Source organism: Mariniflexile maritimum (genome assembly GCF_009746565.1).
Lineage (GTDB): Bacteria > Bacteroidota > Bacteroidia > Flavobacteriales > Flavobacteriaceae > Mariniflexile > Mariniflexile maritimum.
Window position 1 is genome coordinate 26,066 of record NZ_WRPN01000014.1, and the last position, 19,984, is coordinate 46,049.

Genomic DNA, 19,984 nt, shown 5'->3' on the forward strand with positions numbered 1-19,984 from the left:
AGTTATTATATCACATAAAAAAATATCATAAAAAAATGAAATACAGCACCGGCAAGCACAAACAAGTGCCAAATAACGTGGTTATACGGAATTTTTTTAATGGCATAAAATATAATGCCAACGGTATAGGCCATTCCGCCGGCAAATAATAGCAGTACGCCATTGCTAGCCATTAATTTTGATAAATTTGTAAAATCGAACACGATTAACCAGCCCATTATCAAATACAGCAAGGTTGAAAACACCTCGAATTTTCCTGTAAAGAATAGCTTTAAAATGATTCCGCAGGCCGCAATGCCCCAAACTACATAAAAAAGGGGCCACCCTAAACTTTCGTTGAGCACAATTAGGAGTACTGGCGTGTAAGTGCCCGCTATCAAAAAATAAATACTGATGTGGTCAATAATACGGAAAAGGTGTTTTTTGTTTTGGTCCTTAACGGCGTGGTACAAGGTAGATGCCGTAAACAGAACAACGATTGAAAGTCCGTAAACCATAACGCTAAACAGGCTCCAGGCGGTTTTTTGGGTATCGTAAAGCGCTAATAGAAACAGCCCTATCAAGCCAAAAACAGCACCAATGGCGTGGGTAGTTGCGTTTAGTTTTTCCTGTAATGGGGTTTGAACAAATTCTGGCACGTTATTTCTTGTTTTTTTCCTTATCCAACCAAATATCGGTCAAATCGTAAAAATTGTATTCTTCTGCCGCCTTTTGCCTAACCAACAAACCGCTTCTAAAACTTCGTTGCAAAATATCCTCGATTAAATAATCTTCATAAACATTTTTGGGGTCGAAAGGTTTTTTCAACGAAATATCAAACATACCGGCGGTGGTATTGTACCAAAAGGCGCGCCAACCACTGCGCAGTTCCTTAACCAGTCCGAATGTTGTTTTGCCCGTTTGGCGATGAATCAACTTTACTAAAATCTGTCCTTCTGTTCGGGATAGTTTTTTTAATTCCTCCGAAAACTCACCTTCAATATATTTCTGGATTATTTTGGTATAACGCCGCTTATCACTCGCCTTTTTCATCGATTCCAAGCGCGCGTTCAACGAATCCAAACGTTCGGAAGCCATTTTTGCATACGGATAGACTTTCAAGGTTTTTCGGCGTAGAATCAAGTACCGAATGCGATCTTCCTTACTGGCAAACTTTAAATTGCCCATAATATAAATCGGGTTCAGGTTTACTATGGTTTGCGGTACGGAATCGCCTTCAATAAACATATACTCGTATTCGGTAGTATCGTCATCAACCGCAGGCACCTGGGCAAAGTAAAAAGCAGGAAAAAGTACAAACAAATATGTTATAAAATGCTTCATAGATCCATTGGGGCAATAATGTTTCAAAATTAACAATTTACTATGTTTAAACCATTTTTTCATCTGTTTATTTTAGGGTTGAAAAAATTAAAACTTCAAAATAACAAATTACCCAATTACCAAGCACAATAATCATTTTAATGCCTTAGGTTTCTATTTATATTGTTATTTTAGTGCAAAAATTTAATAGCATACCATGAAGAGCATTCTTAACAAAAAATCGATGGATTTTTTAGAAAACTACCTAAATAACGCATCCCCAACGGGCTATGAATGGACAGGCCAAAAACTGTGGATGGATTATTTAAAACCTTATGTTGATGAATTTATAACCGATACCTACGGTACCGCCGTGGGCGTAATTAACCCAAAAGCCAACTATAAAGTGGTTATTGAGGGGCATGCCGATGAAATTTCGTGGTATGTAAATTACATATCAGACAACGGACTTATTTACGTGATAAGAAATGGCGGCAGCGACCACCAAATCGCGCCCAGTAAAGTGGTAAATATACACACCAAAAATGGCATTTTAAAAGGTGTTTTTGGTTGGCCTGCCATACACACCCGTAAAAACGATAAGGAAGAAGCCCCAAAACCAGACAACATTTTTATTGATTGTGGTTGCAAAACCAAGGATGACGTTGAAAAATTGGGCGTTCATGTGGGTTGCGTTATTACCTATCCGGATGAATTCCATATATTGAATGGCGATAAATTTGTGTGTCGTGCATTGGATAACCGTATGGGCGGTTTTATGATAGCCGAAGTAGCGCGCCTATTGAAAGAGAACAAAAAAACCTTACCATTTGGTTTATATGTAGTAAATGCAGTGCAGGAAGAAATTGGCCTGCGTGGTGCCGAAATGATAACACAAACCATTAAACCAAACGTTGCCATAGTAACCGATGTAACCCACGATACCACCACGCCCATGATTGAAAAGAAAACCCAGGGCGATCTGGAAATGGGCAAAGGGCCTGTAATAGCCTATGCCCCAGCGGTACAACAAAAATTACGCGATTTGATAACCGATACCGCCGAGGCCCACAAAATACCGTTTCAGCGCAACGCCTTATCGCGTGCTACCGGTACCGATACCGATGCGTTTGCGTACAGCAATGGCGGTGTTGCCTCTGCCTTAATTTCGTTGCCGCTTCGTTACATGCACACAACCGTGGAAATGGTTCACAGGCAAGATGTTGAAAACGTTATCAAACTTATTTATGAGAGTTTGTTGAATATTAAAGAAGGCGAAACGTTTAGTTATTTTAAATAATATGTTAATTGAAACGTCGGTGCTGAGGCAGCAATGACTGAAGCAATCTGTTTGTTATAAACTTAAAAGTGACCCCTAATGAGATTGCTTCGTGCCTCGCAATGACGTTTTATTATATGAAAAATGGACGAATACATCGATATTGTAGATAAAAACGGAACATTTTTGGGTAAAACCGAATTAAAATCCATAATCCACCAAAAAGGCTATTATCACCATACTTCCCACGTTTGGTTTTATACCAAAAATGGCTATGTATTACTGTCGCAACGTTCGGTAAAAAAAAGCATTTGCCCCTTGCTTTGGGATGTTTCGGTTGCGGGCCATATCGATGCTGGAGAAACGGCCAAACAGGCTGCCATAAGGGAAACCAAGGAAGAAATTGGTTTGGATATTGTTGAAAATGATTTAAAGCCTATTGGTATCTTTCCGTGCTTTCAATCGTATGAAAACGGGGTTGTTGACAATGAATTCCACAACACCTTTTTGGCCGAACTTAATGTGCCCATTTCAAAATTAACACCACAAGTAGATGAAGTTGAGGCCTTAAAATTGGTTTCGATTGAAACGTTTAAAAAACTTATTGAGAACATTGGCGAAAACAATCATTTTGTGCCTTCCAATAAAGATTATTATGAAACTGTTTTGGAACACATCATAACACTCCAAAAGGGATAAATGCCAATAGCTATGGGAACTTTAAGCATTAAATAAACAGAAACCTAAAGAGTAAAAAAAAAGGTAAAAAAAAGGAGTCTGAAACAGACTCCTTTTCAACGAATCCCTAAAACCAACTTTTTGTTAATAACAACTTTTGTTATGGTTTAACGTTATCCTTGGAAAGGGTTTCCGTTCAACCAAATTCCAACCACTTAGAAACAAAAGCTAATTAATTACTGAAAGTTCAGTTCTTGATTAATAGCGGTACAAATATCTTAAATCACCAACAAGTACCCTATTTTTTTAATACGCATTGACTACGCAACCTCAGTAAAAGGGAAATTTTTTTTGGATTTATTTTAAAAAAGCTGTTGGATACCCTTGTTAGCGTACCCGTAAATCCTTAAAAGTAGTTTTTAGATAATCTACCAAGGTTGTTTGTTTCGTGCCTAGGTTTATTTTTTTTGAAATCCGGTAACGCCGGCTTTCCATGGCCCGAACAGAAATATTGAGAAAAACCGCAATTTCTTTATTCTTAAAGCCCATAAACAAGTAATACGCTGTAATAACCTCAGAATCATTTAATTGCGGGTGCCGTAATTTCATTTGCCTGAAAAACTCAACATTCAGGTTGTTGATCAATTCCAAGTGGTTTTCACTTTTATCCAAAAGTGTTGAGGAGTTTACTTGAAGTGACCGATACAAGCGTTTGATTTTTTCGCGCTGCGTAGGAAGATCATGTATGGTTGCAATATCCTTAATCTCTTTTTTTAAATTGTTTATATACTCTTCCAACCCAATTACCTTTCCGGTTAATTTTTCGTTATTCGACTTTAAATACGCCAAATTATTTACCCTATTTGAACAATCACTTAATTTATGCCTGTTTTTTTTGCGATAAATTAAATAGAAAATACCCAATGCAGCCAACATAAAAAACAACAACAATGCCAATGCGCCATTTCTAAACTTTTTATCGTTTTCAGTTTCAAGCTCCGATTCAGCTTTTAGTAATGGTGCATTTATGTCCATACTGGCATCCACAATGGTGTTGAACATTTTATTCTCAAAAAACGAGATGGAATCTAAATATATGCGGGTTTTATCCAAATTTCCGATAAACTTAAATGCATCTGCCTTTAGGCTAAAATAATCCCTTATCAACTCATTGTTCATGTAGTTTCTAAGTTTTGTTGTATTTGCTAAATAGTAATTGGTGGAATCGATTTGTTTCTTTTCAAAATAAGCTTCAGCAAACGACAGGTCGATGGCCGATTTAAAGGACAAATAATTATATTTCACAATGCTCTCATCGTCTTTTACGGTTTTAAAAGCCTTATAATAAAGTTGCGCCTTTTTAAAATCGTCTAATTGTAGGTAATTTAAAGTTAACATGTAGGTTGCGAACATATAGAAATAGCGGACATCCTTAATGTTATTGTACTTTTCTAAATTGCTCAATAACTGCGCGTTGCACTGTTTGTATTCGCCATTCATAAATTTTGTGTAGGCGAGCATTTGTTCTATTTCAACAGCTCCATAATTATAGTTGGCAAGTTTATAAAACGTTTTGGCCTTTTCTAAATATTTATTGGCAGTGGTATCTTTTTTGGTAAAATATATGTTTGAATACAGTTCTAAACAGGCAAATCCTGCTATGCGGTAGTTTTTTTCCTTTTCGGCATATTTTAGGGCCAAAATATAACTTTGGTACAGGTATGCATTTTCGCTGTAATCGTCGTGTATCAATGCCTTGATGCTGTAATAATCGGCCAATTTTCCAGCAATGGATTTCTCAAGTGGTGGCGGGATGGAGTCGAGAAATGCCTGTGCCCTTGCTGAAGATTCGTTTATGTGAACGTTGGCCGAATCGATAAAACGAGTGTAATTTTCACCCTTGAAATCTTGACAATGTGCTTTAGAGGCCATAAAAATCAGGCACACTAAAACAAAGTTCTGTATGTTCATATTGTTGTTGAGAGATGCGAACAAAACGTTTTTGTTTTTTTTGTAAATAATTACTCCAAAAATAACAAAGTATTTTACTAAAAAAACTAAAACTAAATAAAAAATAGCTTTTTACTTACTTTTTAACAATTAGGGATGCTTAATCACCTGTGCTAAATACATAAAGGACTCTTGCCAACGTTCAAACCGTGCATCGAATTTATGCGAAAAAACAAGGTATTGGCACTTACCTATGCTTTCTGGGGTTCTGGTAACTTCGGCAAAATGGTTGTTTCTAAATAAAAAATCGGCATCATCAACAATACACATTTGCAGTTTGTTAAGGTTAATTCCGTTCAAATAAAAAATACGGTTCAAGCGTTTGGGAGTGGCAATTACAATATCGGTTCCTAAATATAGTTCTTCCCGTTGTAGCTCTAGGTTGTGTTCTTCATAAGCACAATAAACCCGCAAATTGGTATGTGTGGCAAACTTGCCAAATTGTTCGGCAAGTGTTAAAGCAGCCTGTTTGTCTTTTACAAAAATGAGTGCGCGTGGAGCATCCTCAAAAGCTTCCTTTAATGTATTGATAACACTTATTATCAAGCTGGTTGTTTTGCCGGAGTTATCGGGAGCAATAACAAACAAACTGCTGCCCGATTTAATTTTTGAAAGAATTTTGGCCTGCAACGCATTAGGTTCCACAATGCCGTTGTGCTGTAAGGCATCGTGTAACGGTTCTATAATTTTTTTAAAGGACATGGTATTTTTTATAACAAAACAAAGATAGGCTTTTAATTTGGCAGTAAATTTTTGGGAAACAAAAAAAGCGCTCATTACTGAACGCTTTTTTAATTGCTATTACTATGCACTACTAGAACTCTAAATCTGCTACCAAATCGAATTCGTCGTAAATGGCTTTATCTTTTAAACCATCAAAGAAGCTGGTGGAGCCGTAACGCACATCATATTTTGTCCTGTCAACCTTTAACGAGGCCGTGGCTTTATTGCCGTAAATAGATATGGTGAAATTTACAGGACTGGTTTTTCCCTTAATTGTTAAATCGGCCGTAACGTTGTAGGCGTTTTTACCTGAGGCCGACACTTTTTTGAATACCAAGGATGCGTTTGGATGGTTTTCAACGCCAAAAAAATCATCCGATTTTAAGTGGCCATCCAATTTGCCTTTGTATTCGCCTTCTAAATCGGTACTGCTTATTGTGGTCATGTCCATTACAAATTCACCACCAACCAATTTGTTGTTATCAAATGTTAATGAGCCCGATTTCATGGCAATGGTGCCTTCATGCGAACCCGTAACTTTGTACCCTTTCCAAACCACTTTGCTTTTGTCGGTTTTAACCTCTTTTTTTTCCTTAGCTATGGGAGCAAAAGAAAATGCCGTAAAAGCTACTAAAGCTACTAAAGCCAATTTTTTAATGGTGTTTTTCATATTCATAAAATTTTAAGATTAGTGATATTATTTTTACACTACAAAGGTCGGGAACATAACCCAAACACAAAATAACGTAGTTTATTAAATAATGTTAATCTTGTTTAACAATTTTTATTCCAAACTAAGCTGGCTTTTAATTTTACTAAGGAATTCTTTGGTAATACCAAGGTAGGAAGCCACCATATATTGCGGGATACGTTGCTCAATTTCAGGATATTGCTCTCTAAAATACAGGTATTGTTCTTTTGCTGAAAGGCTAAAACTTCTAACAATACGTTTTTGCGACGCTGCAAATCCTTTCTCTATTATTTGTCGAAAAAAACGTTCCATTTTGGGAATTCTGCTAAACAACACTTCCATAGAATCGTATGAAAACATGGCCAATTCTGAATTTTCCAAACATTGGATGTTAAAATCGGCGGGCGTTTGGGTCACGAAACTGCCCATATCCGAGGTCCACCAATCTTCAATCGAAAACATTACAATATGCTCCTGCCCTTCTGCATCTACATAAAAGGTTTTCATACAGCCCGACAAAACAAAACATTGGTGCTTGCACACATCGCCCTGTTGCACCACATACTGCCCTTTTAAATACTTTCTAACCGTAATTTTAGATTCTAAAAAATCAATTTCCTCATTGGTTAAATCAATGTAGTTGCTTATGTATTTTAATAGCGGTTGTAGTTTCATGTTTTTACCTCCAAGTTTACCCAAATTACAAATAACGCTCTTTTATGATGTTTATATGCCAAAGATAATGTTCCAAAACAAAAAAAGCTGTGGCACTGGCAGATTGGTTTTTGTTATTAACATTCCCTACTAGTTGCAAATCTTCATTGGTTAATGAATTTAACAATACCATAAAACTTTCCCGTACGGTAACAAATTCTTCAATTAACGATTCGATATCCTTGGAATTTGCTTTTGAAGCAGGCGCATAATCGTTCTCATTGAAAGCTGGCAAAGACGTTTTATCGCCTCTAGCTATACAAAAACATCGAAATTGAAAAACGCGTTCAGTATCTATAAGATGCTGAAACACTTCTTTAATGGTCCATTTACCTTGCGCATAAGCTGTATGCAGTTTTTCAACGGGAACGGAATTGAAAAAACTTAAAACATAGGCTGTATTCGTTTTAAATTGCTCCAATAAATTGGTTTTAATTGAAATCATGTTTTACAATATTATTAATATGTTATTTATCAAGCAGATAGCCCCAGTTCAAATGTTTGCGTTTGTCCAAGCGCCCCAATATTTTTAGAAACACTAAAGCCGTAATTAACGCATCGCCCGTGGCCGTATGGCGATCTACGGTGGGTACGTTGAGCTCTTTGCACAAATCGTCTAACGATAATGGTTTTAGGTTTTCTTGATAAATAATGTGCTTTGATTTTTTGTAAAGATAGCCCGTATCTATAAACTTGTTTTTCAACTTGCCCAAACCATGCCTTAAAAGCATTTCGTTCATCATATTTCTGTCAAAATTGGCGTGATGCGCAATTAGCACATCGTTTTTTATATAGGCTAAAAACAATTTTATGGCTTCCAGTTCGGTGACTTTTTCCAGCGAGCCCGTTTTCATTAACCCGTGTATTTTTACGCTTTCTGGTTTAAAAATGTCTTGTTCCAAATACAGTTCCAAACTGTTGTTAACTTGAATGGTCTTGCCAACAAACGCTACCGCACCAATAGATAGGATGCGGTCTTCCTTTTTGTTGAATCCCGTGGTTTCGGTATCAAACGCAATAAAACGCGTATTTGTAATGGGCTCTTGTTTTTTTATATTGGAATTAAAAGCATGAAGATAATCGTTCCAAAAATCAGGAAAGTTCTGTTTCTTTTTAAATAACCAATTAAAATTCATTTGTTTATGTTAGTAATTTAGAAAATATCACATAAAGTTTTTTAAATCAAAACGCATTTTTAAGGTTTCCTGTATTTCATGAATGGGCTTAAAACAGCGCTTTAGCTTTAATTTTTCCTCTTTTGTCAAGGTTTCCAGTTCGATGATTTTTCCGGAATTGTTGTGCAGCAGCCCTTGTTTGGTCTTGAATTTGGACAAGGCCTTGAATGCATACGAACACGATTCGTACATTTCCTTATTGTTGGGCTCTATTTCGGCCAACTTTTCAAAACGTTCGGAGGTGTTGTTGATGTCCTTGATATGATTGCTTAAAATAAGCAATCGGGCAGCATCAATAAGAGGCATTAAAGCTCTGCTCTTTATGTTGAATAGGTCTTTTTGGTCGCCGTTCTCCTCAACTAAAAATTGCTTAAAAAACCCAAGTGGTGGTGGGTTTTTCAATGCATCGCGCCCCAAAAACTTAAAGAACAACGATGTTTTGTCGAGCGTTTCATAAATGGTATCCGATAATTCATCTACCAACATTTTGTCGCCGTAAACCGAGGTATAATCAAAAAAAATAGAGGCTAATAAAATGGCTTTTTCATCCGGATTTAAAATCCAACTTTCAAATTGTGCCTTCCATTTGGTAAGCGATTTGCACCACTCCACATTGCTTGCCATCATATCGGCCTCACAATATTCAAACCCAATTTTGTTCAACGACTTGGTTACCAATTTGGCCAATTCTAAAAAATAGGCTTGGGTGGCCTCATAGTCCGCTTCGGGCACATCTTGAAAAACAATGGCGTTATCTTGGTCGGTAAATAAAAGTTGCTCTTTTCTGCCTTGGCTGCCAATGGCCATCCAAGAGAATTTAACGGGCGGTGGCGTTGGCATTTTTTTTAATGCAATTTCTATGGCACTTACCGTAACCGCATCATTAATTTTTGAAATGATTTTAACTATGTGCGACAGCGGTATGTTCTGTTCCAAATAACTCTTTAAAAGGGTATTGGCCTTTAGCCGGGTTTCCCTTAGTTTTCTGGTGCGTTTGGCACGTTTTATTTCCTTTAAAATAACCGCTGGGTTATTGCCCAAGCTTGCCAGAACATCGTGGTGGGTTAAAACCCCAACCAGTTTTGAGTTTACCGTACCATCTTTGGTAATGCACAAATGCCCTATATTGTGCTTTATCATTAGCAATTGGCCATCGGCAACCGTTAATCCTTTTTTGCTGGTAATAACCGGCGAACTCATAATATTTGTAACAGAAGTTTCAATAGGAAATTTGCCTGTTGCTATCTTGTTTTTGATGTCGCTGTTGGTAATAATGCCCAACGGATTTTTATTAGAGTCAATAACAATGATGCAGCCAATTTTATAGGTACTCATTTGTATAGCAGCCTCTTTTAATGTGGAATTTACCTCACAGGTAATGGGGTTTTTGGTATAGTTTGCCGTTTGAAAATAAACCATGTCCTGTGCCGTGTTTGGTAGGTAATCGACAAATATTTTTCCGGTTTCCTCGGCTGTATAGGGGTCGTAGGCATTGGTAGCAAAGGCCGTAATTAAAAATTTATAAACACTGGCGTTGTTTTGCGTAACCAATTGAAACGTGTCTATGGGTATGGCATATACTATGGACTCTTCGTTTGCCGTTGCCGTTAATTTGTATTTTTCCTTGGTAATTAGTGGCCTCACGCCAAAAATATCGCCTGCATCGCTTATGTTTACAATTTCCTGAACGTTGTTCGCATTGGTATGGAAGGAAGTAATAGCGCCATTTCTAACCATATAAAAATGCTCGTTGAAAGCATCGCCTTTTTTAAACAGGGTATCGCCTTTTTCTAAATAGATAATGGATACCTGTTTGGAAATAACCATCAAATCCTCATGCTTCAGAATATTGAAGGGCGGGTAATTTTTCAGAAAATCGTAAACACGTTCTGCAATGGAATTTTTCATTGGTCACATTCGTTGGTTGAAACTATACGCTTAAAAACAAGCCTTTAAGTTTTACAAATTTAATAGTTGTAATGGCTGTTTAATTACTGATTATTAAGTTGTTAAGGCGTTTTGACTAAAAACAAATGACTTATCAACCCAAAAATTGTATGCCATTTTAACCTTTGGTCTTTAAATGACGGGATTAATTGGTGCAATAAACTGTTACGATGGGTTTACAGCGTTAAATCAGTTTAAAATCCAACAACAATTCACCTTCAATGGAAGCTTGTATATGATCGCCTTTTACATTTAAACCGGCTCCTAAGGCAGGCGTTCCCGTAAAAATAAGATCGCCCGGTTCCAAGGTCATGTAGGTAGAAACAAAGGCAATAATTTCACTAAAATCATAAATCATAAACGCCGTATTGCCCACTTGCTTTTGTTCGCCGTTAATCAGCAAATCAAAATTGATATTGTTTAAATCGGAAAAATCGGTAACCGGCTTAAAGTCGGAAACAGGCGAAGCGCCATCAAAACCTTTTGCCAATGCCCATGGGCCTTTATTGGCTCTACTGGCGGCAAGCACATCTTTGGCGGTATAGTCGATGCCCACGGCAATCTCAGAGATGTATGAAGTGGCATCAGCAAGAGCAATGTTTTTTCCTTGTTTGCCAATTTTTGCAACCAGCTCCACTTCATAGGCCAGTTCTTTTGTGATTGAAGGAAAAACAACATCTTTATTGTTGGTAACCAAGGTGCTTTCTGCTTTTAAAAATATGGTTTGTTCGCCCGTTTTAAGAGTTTTTACTTCAGCTTTATCGCTAACGTAGTTTTTACCGATACCAATAATTTTCATAATGTGTGAAATGTTTAAAATTAAGTTGTAAATTTAGGAAATAAGCCTCGAAATATTAAGCTAAATTTAACTTCTTATTCATAAATTTTTGTGAAGTTTTGAGTATATTGATAAAATTAAATTAGAAGATTATGAAAAAAATAAACGCATACGCTGCCAGGGAAGCGGGAGCTACATTAGAAAAATTTCAATACGAACTACCCACCCTAGGCGACGAAGAAGTTGATATAAAAGTGCTGTATTGTGGGATTTGCCATTCCGATTTAAGCATGATCCATAACGATTGGGGCATGACCCAATACCCGTTGGTGCCCGGACATGAAATTGTGGGCGAAGTAACCGCTTTTGGCAATGCCGTAAAAGGCTTGAAAATAGGCGATAAAGTTGGTATGGGCTGGAACTCGGCTTCTTGCATGCACTGTAACCAATGTTTGGATGGAAAGCAACACTTGTGCTCTAGTTCTGAAGCTACCATTGTGGGTCGCCATGGCGGTTTTGCCGATGCGGTTAGAGGCCATTGGTCGTGGGTTATCCCCCTACCAAAAAACTTAAACATGGCTAAAGCAGGCCCCTTATTTTGTGGCGGCATTACCGTATTTAACCCCATAGTGCTTTCGGGCGTGCAACCTACTGATAAAGTGGGCGTTATAGGTGTTGGCGGTTTAGGGCACATGGCCATTAAATTTTTAAGGGCATGGGGCTGCGAAGTAACGGCATTCAGTTCTAACCCAAACAAAAAGGAAGAAATTTTGCAAATGGGAGCGCACCATGTGGTAAATTCCACAAAACCAGACGATTTACAAAGTATTGCTGGTACTTTAGATTTTATTTTGAACACCACCAATGTGACCTTAAACTGGAATGCCTATTTGGGCACTTTGGCGCCACAGGGCAAATTGCATACCGTTGGTGCCGTTTTGGAGCCCATGGCCATACCTGCGTTTAGTTTGATTATGGGTGAAAAATCGGTTGGCGGAAGCCCCATTGGAAGTATTGCATTAACCAAAAAAATGTTGGAATTTTGTGTACGGCACAACATTTATCCAACGGTGGAAGAATTCAAGATGGAAGATGTGAACAACGCACTAAAACACCTTGAAGATGGAAAAGCACGGTTTAGGGTGGTACTTAAAGCATGAGATTGTTTAACTTAATATATTATTTTTATCATGGCAAAATCACTAGATGCAAAGAAAAATGTAAAAAAAGAGCCGCTTTTAACGCCTAAAGAAAAAAAAGCAGCCAAACTCGCAAAAAAAGCAAAACGCGATTAAATGCTAAAAAAAGCATTATAAAACTTTAATAACCACTTTTATTAAGGTGGTTTTTTTTTTGAAAAACCACCTTGAAGCTATTTTATAAAATCCAAGTTTTTAGTTCTTAAATAGCTTCAACCAAATAACCAATAAAAAATAACTATCAACCAAGTGCCAGAAACCAAATTAAGAATAGTTATTTTTACACCGTCTTTCTATTGAAAACCAAAGTATGCAACACCTAAAAGCAACTTCAAAAAACCCAGATAAATCAAAAGTCACCATGGCGCAAGCCTTCAAAACCATAATTTGGCCACGGCGAAATTTGGTTTTTATTGGTTTGGGCTTGATAGTTATAAAAAGTGTATCCGGACTGATATTGCCATGGCAAAGTAAGGTTTTGCTTGACGAAGTAATTCCAAACAAAGATTACAGCCAACTTTACATACTCATTGCCATTGTTTTAGCCGCAATTTTGGTGCAGGCGGTCTCGTCGTTTTTGTTAACTCGCATTTTAAGCGTTCAAGCTCAATATTTAATTAGCGAATTGCGCGCACAGGTTCAAAAAAAGGTCTTGTCGTTGCCCATCAGTTTTTTCGACAACACCAAATCTGGTGCCTTGGTATCGCGCATCATGAACGATGTTGAAGGCGTGAGAAACCTTATTGGCACAGGTTTGGTACAGTTGGTAGGCGGCAGTTTTACGGCCATAGTATCGCTGGTCATTTTAATAAAAATAAATCCGTGGATGACCCTTTTTGTGTTTGTGCCGCTCTCCATATTTGGATACATCGCTTTAAGGGCGTTTAAATACATTCGACCCATTTTTAGAACACGAGGTAAAATAAATGCCGAAGTAACGGGCAGGTTAACCGAAACTTTAGCGGGCGTTCGGGTAGTAAAAGCCTTCAATGCCGAACAACAGGAGCAGGTTGTGTTTGAAAAAGGCGTTGATAAACTCTATCAAAACGTAAAAAAAAGTTTAACAGCAACGGCGTTTATGACGAGTGCCTCCACATTTTTAATCGGGGTTGCCACAACCGGTATCATGGGCATTGGTGGGTACTATATGATTAAGGGCGAAATGACCACGGGCGATTTTTTGTTCTTCACCCTCATCCTCGGTTTTATGATTGCACCCATTGTACAAATGAGCAATATTGGCAGCCAACTTACCGAAGCTTTGGCGGGATTGGATAGAACCGAAGAGCTTATGAATATGACTGCGGAAGAAGACAACCAGCAACGAACCATTGCATTGAAAGAACTGGAAGGTTCCATTGAATTTTCCGATGTATCGTTTTCCTATGAAGCCGGCAAAGAGGTTTTGCACAACATCAATTTTACAGCACCAGCAGGAACGGTAACAGCGTTGGTGGGTAGTTCAGGTTCGGGAAAATCAACCATAGCAGGTTTATCGGCTAGCTTTTTAACACCAAAATCTGGAAAAGTAACCATCGATAACCAGGATTTATCAAAAGTAAAACTAAGCACTTACCGCCAATATTTAGGCGTTGTTTTACAGGACGAGTTTTTATTTGAAGGCACTATTCGCGAAAACATCCTGTTTCCCAGGCCAAACGCTACCGAAACCGAATTGCAAAACGCTGTAAAAGCTGCCTATGTAAACGAATTTACCGAGCGGTTCGATGATGGTTTGGATACGCTAATAGGCGAACGCGGTGTGAAACTATCGGGCGGACAGCGGCAACGTTTAGCCATTGCACGGGCTATTTTGGCAAATCCGAAAATTATTATCTTGGATGAGGCGACTTCAAGTTTAGATACCGAAAGTGAAGCATTAATTCAAAAAAGTTTGTCTGAACTAATAAAAAACAGAACCACCATTGTTATAGCGCACCGCTTGAGCACCATTAAAAAAGCAGACCAAATTTTGGTTATAGAAGCTGGCAACATTGTAGAACGGGGCAACCATGAGCAATTGATTGCTTTACAAGGAAGGTATCACGATTTATATACCTATCAAGCAAAAATTTAAAAATAGATTGAACTCGCTATTTTTTTAAAATAAAAAGCAAAGCGAGTTCAATCTATAATTAACAAGCATCAACCATAAGGCAATAAATCAACCCCTACAATGCATTGTCCATAATATCCTGCACCACCTCGGGATTCAACAAGGTACTGGTATCGCCCAAATTACTGGTGTCCTTACAGGCTATTTTTCGTAAAATACGGCGCATTATTTTTCCGGAGCGTGTTTTTGGCAAACCTTGAGTAAATTGTATTTTATCAAGTTTTGCTATCGGCCCAATGTGCTCGGATATGATCTGGTTAATTTCGTTACGCAAATTATCATGAACACGCGTTTCACCAAAATCTTTTAAAATAACAAATCCGTACAAGGCGTTGCCCTTCACATCGTGCGGGAAGCCTACTATGGCACTTTCTGCCACTGCTGGATGTTCGTTAATGGCATCTTCAATAGGGGCGGTTCCTAAATTATGGCCGGAAACGATAATAACATCATCCACACGGCCTGTAATTCGGTAATAACCAACCTCATCGCGCAAGGCACCATCGCCCGTAAAATATTTATTTTCAAACGTTGAAAAATAGGTTTCCTTGTAACGCTGGTGGTTACCCCAAATGGTACGTGCTATACTTGGCCATGGGAATTTGATGCACAAACGCCCTTCTACCTGATTTCCTTTCAACTCGTCCCCTACTTCATCCATCAAGGCAGGCTGGATACCAATAAACGGCAAGGTGGCATAGGTAGGTTTTGTGGGCGTTACAAATGGAATGGGCGAAATCATGATACCGCCCGTTTCGGTTTGCCACCAGGTATCGATAATGGGGCTTTTCTTTTTCCCTATGTTATCGTTGTACCAATGCCATGCTTCCTCATTAATGGGTTCGCCTACCGAGCCTAAAACTTTTATGGAGCTTAAATCGTATTTTTCGATTAATTCGGTGCCCTGTTTTGCCAAGGCTCGAATGGCAGTTGGTGCTGTGTAAAATTGGGTTACTTTGTGTTTTTCAATAATTTGCCAAAAACGCCCGAAATCCGGATGGTGCGGTACGCCTTCAAACATAATGGTAGTGGCACCGTTTGCCAAAGGGCCATATATAATGTAACTATGCCCGGTAATCCAACCAATATCGGCGGTACACCAGTACACGTCGGTTTCTTTATATTGAAAAGCATTTTTAAAGGAATAGGCTGTATAAACCATGTAACCTGCCGTGGTATGCACCATGCCTTTTGGCATGCCCGTAGAACCCGAAGTGTATAAAATGAATAGTGGGTCTTCAGCATCCATAACTTCTGCTTTACAAACGGGCGAAGCTTCATCTAAAAGGGGTTGCAACCATTTATCGCGACCTGCTTTCATGTTGATTTTTGAATGGGTTCGTTTTGCAACTAAAACACTTTTAACCCCCGGACATTTTTCCAAAGCCTCGTCTATGATGCCTTTTAAATCGATGGATTTTGCGCCACGAAAGGAGCCATCAGAAGTAATTACCATTTTACAGTCGCTATCGTTAATTCTGGTTGCTACCGCTGTTGCGGAAAAACCAGCAAATACGACCGAATGGATGGCGCCAATGCGGGCACAGGCCAAAATAGAAATGGCCAATTCGGGAATCATGGGTACATAAATGCACACGCGATCGCCTTTTTTGATGCCTTCATTTTTAAGTACGTTTGCAAACCTGTTAACACGCTCGTGTAATTGGTTATAGGTGATGTGTTCGGCAGGTTCGTCGGGATTGTTGGGTTCGAACAAAATAGCGGTTTTGTCGCCACGGGTTACCAGATGCCTGTCGATGCAGTTTTCGGTAATGTTAAGTTTGGCCCCTTCAAACCATTTAATATCGGGTTTTGTAAAATCCCAGCTTAACACTTTATCCCATTTTTTGCGCCACATAAAATGTTCTTCGGCTACTTCTTCCCAAAAATTTTCTGGTTCGCGTATCGATTTTCTGTAAACTTGATAGTATTCCTCTAAATGTTTTATATGATAATTGCTCATTATTGTATGTTGTTTATTTGTGAGTCGTTTAGGTGTTAAATTGTTAATCAAAAATCGTAAATCGTAATTATTCAATGGTCGGAAGCTTCTCCTGCCCCACTTGGAATACGAATAAGTTCTACAATATCTTGAACCTCTTGGGGCGGTTGGGGCGTAAATTTCATAATAACTATGGAAACCAAAAAGTTAAGAAGCATGGCAATGGTGCCAAAACCTTCGGGCGAAATGCCAAACCACCACTCGTTTTTATCTGGAACGGCATCATCAAACCATCCTAACTTAAATTTAACCATGTACAATAACATGGCGATAATTCCAACCACCATGCCTGCAATGGCGCCTTCTTTATTCATTCGCTTATAAAAAATGCCCAAGATGATGGCCGGGAAAAAGGATGCCGCAGCCAACCCAAAAGCCAATGCCACTACGGCGGCGACAAACCCTGGTGGATTGATGCCAAAATAGCCCGCTACACAAACTGCAGCCACCGCCGATAAACGCGCAGCAATTAGCTCGCCTTTTTCGGATATTTTAGGGTTGATGATTTTTTTTATTAAATCGTGCGATACCGAGGATGAGATGACCAATAAGAGTCCCGCAGCGGTTGATAAAGCCGCGGCTAACCCACCGGCTGCCACCAAGGCAATAACCCAATCGGGCAATTTTGCAATTTCTGGGTTTGCCAATACCATAATGTCGTTGTCAACCACCAATTCGTTTTGGTCTTTGTTGGCAACGTATTGGATTCGACCGTCGTTGTTTTTATCAGTAAAGGTTATCAAGCCTGTTTTTTCCCATTTCTTGAACCATTCCGGAACGTTTGCATATTCTTTATTTGAAACCGTTTCAATTAAATTGGTTCTTGCAAAAACGGCAACCGCCGGTGCTGTGGTATATAAAATAACGATTAACAACAAGGCTAATCCGGCAGATTTTCGCGCATCTTTAACACGCTTCACCGTAAAAAACCGAACAATGACATGGGGTAACCCTGCCGTACCTACCATTAAAGCCAGTGTAATGGCAAACACATCCATCATCGATTTTGAGCCTTCGGTGTATTCGGCAAAACCAAGCTCAGTGCTTAAACCATCCAATTTGTCCAATAAATAGGTTCCAGAACCATCGGCCAACTGACTTCCAAAGCCCAGTTGCGGAATGGGATTTCCCGTCATTTGAATAGAAATAAAAATAGCCGGTACCATAAAGGCAAAAATCAACACACAATATTGCGCTACTTGCGTATAGGTAATGCCTTTCATACCGCCCAAAACGGCATAAAACAATACGATGAGCATACCTATAATAACACCTGTATTGATATCGACCTCCAAGAAACGGGAAAAAACAATGCCCACGCCACGCATTTGACCTGCCACATAGGTAAATGATATTAATAGCGCACAAAAAATGGCAACGAGTCGCGCTGTTTTTGAATAATAGCGATCGCCAATAAAATCGGGTACGGTAAACTTCCCGAACTTGCGCAAATACGGTGCCAGCAACAAGGCCAAGAGCACGTAACCTCCGGTCCAGCCCATTAGATAGACGGCGCCATCATACCCAGCGAACGATATTATACCCGCCATAGATATAAAGGAAGCGGCACTCATCCAATCGGCTGCTGTTGCCATACCATTTGCCAATGGCGAAACGCCACCACCTGCAACATAAAATTCCTTGGTGGAACTTGCCCGCGTCCAGATTGCGATTCCTATATACAAAGCAAAAGTGGCACCAACCAAAATGTAGGTCCAATTTTGAACGCCTAGGGCACTCACAAAAAACAGACTATTCATCATACCCATATTTTTTATCGAGCTTATTCATAAGGCGAACATATACAAAAATAAGTACCACAAACACATACATGGCACCTTGTTGTGCAAACCAAAAGCCTAATTTAAAGCCTCCTACTTTTATTCCGTTAAGGGTGTCCTTAAATAAAATTCCTGCGCCGTATGACACCAGAAACCATATAAACAACAGTATGAGCACATACTTGATGTTTTCTTTCCAATAGGCCTTTGCATTGTTTTTTGTCATTTTAAATTTAGTTTAGTGGTTGGTTGGTTTTTATTTATTTGGAATTGTAACGGATGTGAATTTCCAAAAAAATGTTTAATATATCAACAATTTGTTTATTATTATTGCTAAATATATCATTTTCGTACTATTTAGTTTAAATTTTTTAGAAGTATATTTACCGCATTAAATTTAGTTGTATTGCAAACTACTCGTTTATATTTTATTGATGCCGTAAGAGCCTTTGCTATTTTAATGATGCTGCAAGGGCACTTTATTGATACGCTTATAGACCCAATTTATAGGAATACCGATTATATTGCCTATAACGTATGGTCGTATTTTCGAGGCATAACGGCACCTACTTTCTTTACAATATCGGGTTTGGTTTTTACTTATTTGTTATTGCGTGCCAATGCCAAAGGCGAAGCCAGGAAACGTATTAAAAAAGGTATTTCCAGAGGATTGTTGCTTATTTTTATTGGTTATAGCTTGCGTGTTAATTTAGTAAGCTGGTTTACAGGGTATTTTAGTCCGTATTTTTTGGTTATAGATGTGTTGCAATGCATTGGCCTATCGCTTATTTTATTGGTGGGGCTGTATATGCTGTTTAAAAACCACAGTTATATTTTTTCTGTTGTACTATTTGTTATTGGTTGTGCCTGTTTTTTATCTGAGCCTTTATATAGAAATTTAGAGATAACCAATGTGCCACTTGTGTTGGCAAATTATATGACCAAAATGAACGGTTCTGTATTTACCATTTTACCGTGGTTTGGCTATTCGGCATTTGGGGCCTTTTTATCAACGGTATTTTTTAGGCATGCGCACCGTAGCCGTTTTAAACTGTTCACCATTATTACGTTTTTTGTGGTTGGGATTTTCCTTATTTTTTATTCAACCGATTTCCTTTTTTGGCTTCACCGAGTTACAAATATAGAATTGCTGTACAGAAGCGCCGATTTTAACTATTTATTTATTAGGATGGGCAACGTACTGGTGCTATTTGGTATGTTTTATACCTTCGAACGCTATTTAAAACAATCCATAATCTCAAGAATTGGCGAAAAAACGCTTTCCATGTACGTCATCCATTTTATCATTCTCTTTGGAAGTTTTACCGGCTACGGCTTAAAGCAATTCTACAACCAATCGTTAAACCCTACCGAATGTGTAGTGGGCGCCTTACTGTTTATTTTGGTGGTTTGCCTCATTTCCTTCCATTACGCCAAAACCAATACGTTTTTATACAGTATGGCAAGAAAGCTTACCAAACCTTTCAAAAAGCAAAAAATTCGGTAACGGCATTTTTTCTGGGCCTGTTTTCAACCCGTGTTCTTTTTTAGCGATTATCTAGCAAATAATGTACCTTTGGTACTATATA

18 protein-coding genes are annotated in these 19,984 nt (G+C 38.5%); 5 read left to right on the forward strand and 13 right to left on the reverse strand.

From position 1 onward, the window contains the following. Nucleotides 1–5: 5 nt before the first annotated feature. A complete protein-coding gene (gene trhA / locus GQO80_RS14595; protein ID WP_157209104.1) occupies nt 6–638 on the reverse strand; it encodes a PAQR family membrane homeostasis protein TrhA in 633 nt (210 codons plus the stop codon). A 1-nt stretch (nt 639) separates the two neighbouring features. After that, a complete protein-coding gene (locus tag GQO80_RS14600; RefSeq protein WP_157209105.1) occupies nt 640–1,323 on the reverse strand; it encodes a DUF4294 domain-containing protein in 684 nt (227 codons plus the stop codon). 196 nt (nt 1,324–1,519) lie between these two features. Between GQO80_RS14600 and GQO80_RS14605 the strand changes: the two genes are divergently transcribed. Together GQO80_RS14605 and GQO80_RS14610 are read left to right on the forward strand one after the other, a co-directional pair. Beyond that, complete coding sequence (locus GQO80_RS14605; protein ID WP_232333202.1) at nt 1,520–2,602, forward strand: M42 family metallopeptidase; 1,083 nt, start codon at nt 1,520–1,522, stop codon at nt 2,600–2,602. A 123-nt stretch (nt 2,603–2,725) separates the two neighbouring features. Continuing rightward, nucleotides 2,726–3,280 (forward strand): NUDIX hydrolase, encoded by a 555-nt coding sequence (locus tag GQO80_RS14610; RefSeq protein ID WP_157209106.1) that lies wholly within the window; start codon nt 2,726–2,728, stop codon nt 3,278–3,280. A 366-nt stretch (nt 3,281–3,646) separates the two neighbouring features. Here GQO80_RS14610 and GQO80_RS14615 read toward each other — a convergent pair whose 3' ends face one another. The 8 genes from GQO80_RS14615 to GQO80_RS14650 form a co-directional block, all read right to left on the reverse strand. Next, a complete protein-coding gene (locus GQO80_RS14615) occupies nt 3,647–5,230 on the reverse strand; it encodes a helix-turn-helix transcriptional regulator (protein ID WP_157209107.1) in 1,584 nt (527 codons plus the stop codon). A gap of 129 nt (nt 5,231–5,359) precedes the next feature. Continuing rightward, nucleotides 5,360–6,046 carry a DEAD/DEAH box helicase gene (locus GQO80_RS14620; protein ID WP_317163244.1) on the reverse strand — a complete coding sequence of 229 codons (687 nt, stop codon included), beginning with the start codon at nt 6,044–6,046 and terminating at the stop codon, nt 5,360–5,362. 37 nt (nt 6,047–6,083) lie between these two features. Continuing rightward, complete coding sequence (locus tag GQO80_RS14625) at nt 6,084–6,662, reverse strand: YceI family protein (RefSeq protein WP_157209108.1); 579 nt, start codon at nt 6,660–6,662, stop codon at nt 6,084–6,086. A 114-nt stretch (nt 6,663–6,776) separates the two neighbouring features. Then, nucleotides 6,777–7,358 carry a Crp/Fnr family transcriptional regulator gene (locus GQO80_RS14630; RefSeq protein ID WP_157209109.1) on the reverse strand — a complete coding sequence of 194 codons (582 nt, stop codon included), beginning with the start codon at nt 7,356–7,358 and terminating at the stop codon, nt 6,777–6,779. A gap of 25 nt (nt 7,359–7,383) precedes the next feature. Further along, nucleotides 7,384–7,842 (reverse strand): DinB family protein, encoded by a 459-nt coding sequence (locus tag GQO80_RS14635; RefSeq protein WP_157209110.1) that lies wholly within the window; start codon nt 7,840–7,842, stop codon nt 7,384–7,386. A 22-nt stretch (nt 7,843–7,864) separates the two neighbouring features. Beyond that, nucleotides 7,865–8,533, reverse strand: a complete 669-nt coding sequence (locus GQO80_RS14640; protein WP_157209111.1) for a 3'-5' exonuclease — start codon at nt 8,531–8,533, stop codon at nt 7,865–7,867. A gap of 27 nt (nt 8,534–8,560) precedes the next feature. Continuing rightward, nucleotides 8,561–10,480 (reverse strand): DUF294 nucleotidyltransferase-like domain-containing protein, encoded by a 1,920-nt coding sequence (locus tag GQO80_RS14645; protein ID WP_157209112.1) that lies wholly within the window; start codon nt 10,478–10,480, stop codon nt 8,561–8,563. A 223-nt stretch (nt 10,481–10,703) separates the two neighbouring features. After that, the gene (locus tag GQO80_RS14650) at nt 10,704–11,318 is read right to left on the reverse strand and encodes a fumarylacetoacetate hydrolase family protein (protein ID WP_157209113.1); all 615 of its coding nucleotides are present in this window, start codon (nt 11,316–11,318) and stop codon (nt 10,704–10,706) included. A 131-nt stretch (nt 11,319–11,449) separates the two neighbouring features. Here GQO80_RS14650 and ahr point away from each other — a divergent pair, with 131 nt between their 5' ends. Both ahr and GQO80_RS14660 read left to right on the forward strand, forming a co-directional pair. Further along, nucleotides 11,450–12,457 (forward strand): NADPH-dependent aldehyde reductase Ahr, encoded by a 1,008-nt coding sequence (gene ahr, locus GQO80_RS14655; protein WP_157209114.1) that lies wholly within the window; start codon nt 11,450–11,452, stop codon nt 12,455–12,457. A 349-nt stretch (nt 12,458–12,806) separates the two neighbouring features. Then, nucleotides 12,807–14,573 (forward strand): ABC transporter ATP-binding protein, encoded by a 1,767-nt coding sequence (locus GQO80_RS14660; RefSeq protein ID WP_157209115.1) that lies wholly within the window; start codon nt 12,807–12,809, stop codon nt 14,571–14,573. A 94-nt stretch (nt 14,574–14,667) separates the two neighbouring features. Here GQO80_RS14660 and acs read toward each other — a convergent pair whose 3' ends face one another. From acs to GQO80_RS14675, 3 genes are read right to left on the reverse strand one after another with little or no spacing between them, the layout of a single operon-like run. Beyond that, nucleotides 14,668–16,623, reverse strand: coding sequence for an acetate--CoA ligase (gene acs / locus GQO80_RS14665; protein WP_262885583.1), 1,956 nt, complete (start codon nt 16,621–16,623; stop codon nt 14,668–14,670). 23 nt (nt 16,624–16,646) lie between these two features. Continuing rightward, a complete protein-coding gene (locus tag GQO80_RS14670) occupies nt 16,647–18,374 on the reverse strand; it encodes a sodium:solute symporter family protein (protein ID WP_394351011.1) in 1,728 nt (575 codons plus the stop codon). Then, the gene (locus tag GQO80_RS14675) at nt 18,367–18,621 is read right to left on the reverse strand and encodes a DUF4212 domain-containing protein (RefSeq protein ID WP_157209118.1); all 255 of its coding nucleotides are present in this window, start codon (nt 18,619–18,621) and stop codon (nt 18,367–18,369) included. Before GQO80_RS14675 ends, GQO80_RS14670 begins: the two co-directional genes overlap by 8 nt. 180 nt (nt 18,622–18,801) lie before the next feature. Between GQO80_RS14675 and GQO80_RS14680 the strand changes: the two genes are divergently transcribed. Further along, nucleotides 18,802–19,902: a heparan-alpha-glucosaminide N-acetyltransferase domain-containing protein gene (locus GQO80_RS14680; RefSeq protein ID WP_198037794.1), complete on the forward strand. Its 1,101-nt coding sequence runs from the start codon at nt 18,802–18,804 to the stop codon at nt 19,900–19,902. Nucleotides 19,903–19,984 lie beyond the last annotated feature (82 nt).

Bases quoted from the DNA above. Each gene is read 5' to 3' on its own strand.
- GQO80_RS14640 (WP_157209111.1), bottom strand. From the start codon at position 8,533: ATGAATTTTAATTGGTTATTTAAAAAGAAACAGAACTTTCCTGATTTT.
- GQO80_RS14635 (WP_157209110.1), bottom strand. From the start codon at position 7,842: ATGATTTCAATTAAAACCAATTTATTGGAGCAATTTAAAACGAATACA.
- GQO80_RS14615 (WP_157209107.1), bottom strand. From the start codon at position 5,230: ATGAACATACAGAACTTTGTTTTAGTGTGCCTGATTTTTATGGCCTCT.
- GQO80_RS14610 (WP_157209106.1), top strand. From the start codon at position 2,726: ATGGACGAATACATCGATATTGTAGATAAAAACGGAACATTTTTGGGT.
- ahr (WP_157209114.1), top strand. From the start codon at position 11,450: ATGAAAAAAATAAACGCATACGCTGCCAGGGAAGCGGGAGCTACATTA.
- GQO80_RS14605 (WP_232333202.1), top strand. From the start codon at position 1,520: ATGAAGAGCATTCTTAACAAAAAATCGATGGATTTTTTAGAAAACTAC.
- GQO80_RS14650 (WP_157209113.1), bottom strand. From the start codon at position 11,318: ATGAAAATTATTGGTATCGGTAAAAACTACGTTAGCGATAAAGCTGAA.
- GQO80_RS14600 (WP_157209105.1), bottom strand. From the start codon at position 1,323: ATGAAGCATTTTATAACATATTTGTTTGTACTTTTTCCTGCTTTTTAC.
- GQO80_RS14645 (WP_157209112.1), bottom strand. From the start codon at position 10,480: ATGAAAAATTCCATTGCAGAACGTGTTTACGATTTTCTGAAAAATTAC.
- GQO80_RS14660 (WP_157209115.1), top strand. From the start codon at position 12,807: ATGCAACACCTAAAAGCAACTTCAAAAAACCCAGATAAATCAAAAGTC.
- GQO80_RS14675 (WP_157209118.1), bottom strand. From the start codon at position 18,621: ATGACAAAAAACAATGCAAAGGCCTATTGGAAAGAAAACATCAAGTAT.
- GQO80_RS14625 (WP_157209108.1), bottom strand. From the start codon at position 6,662: ATGAAAAACACCATTAAAAAATTGGCTTTAGTAGCTTTAGTAGCTTTT.
- GQO80_RS14670 (WP_394351011.1), bottom strand. From the start codon at position 18,374: ATGAATAGTCTGTTTTTTGTGAGTGCCCTAGGCGTTCAAAATTGGACC.
- GQO80_RS14630 (WP_157209109.1), bottom strand. From the start codon at position 7,358: ATGAAACTACAACCGCTATTAAAATACATAAGCAACTACATTGATTTA.
- GQO80_RS14620 (WP_317163244.1), bottom strand. From the start codon at position 6,046: ATGAGCGCTTTTTTTGTTTCCCAAAAATTTACTGCCAAATTAAAAGCC.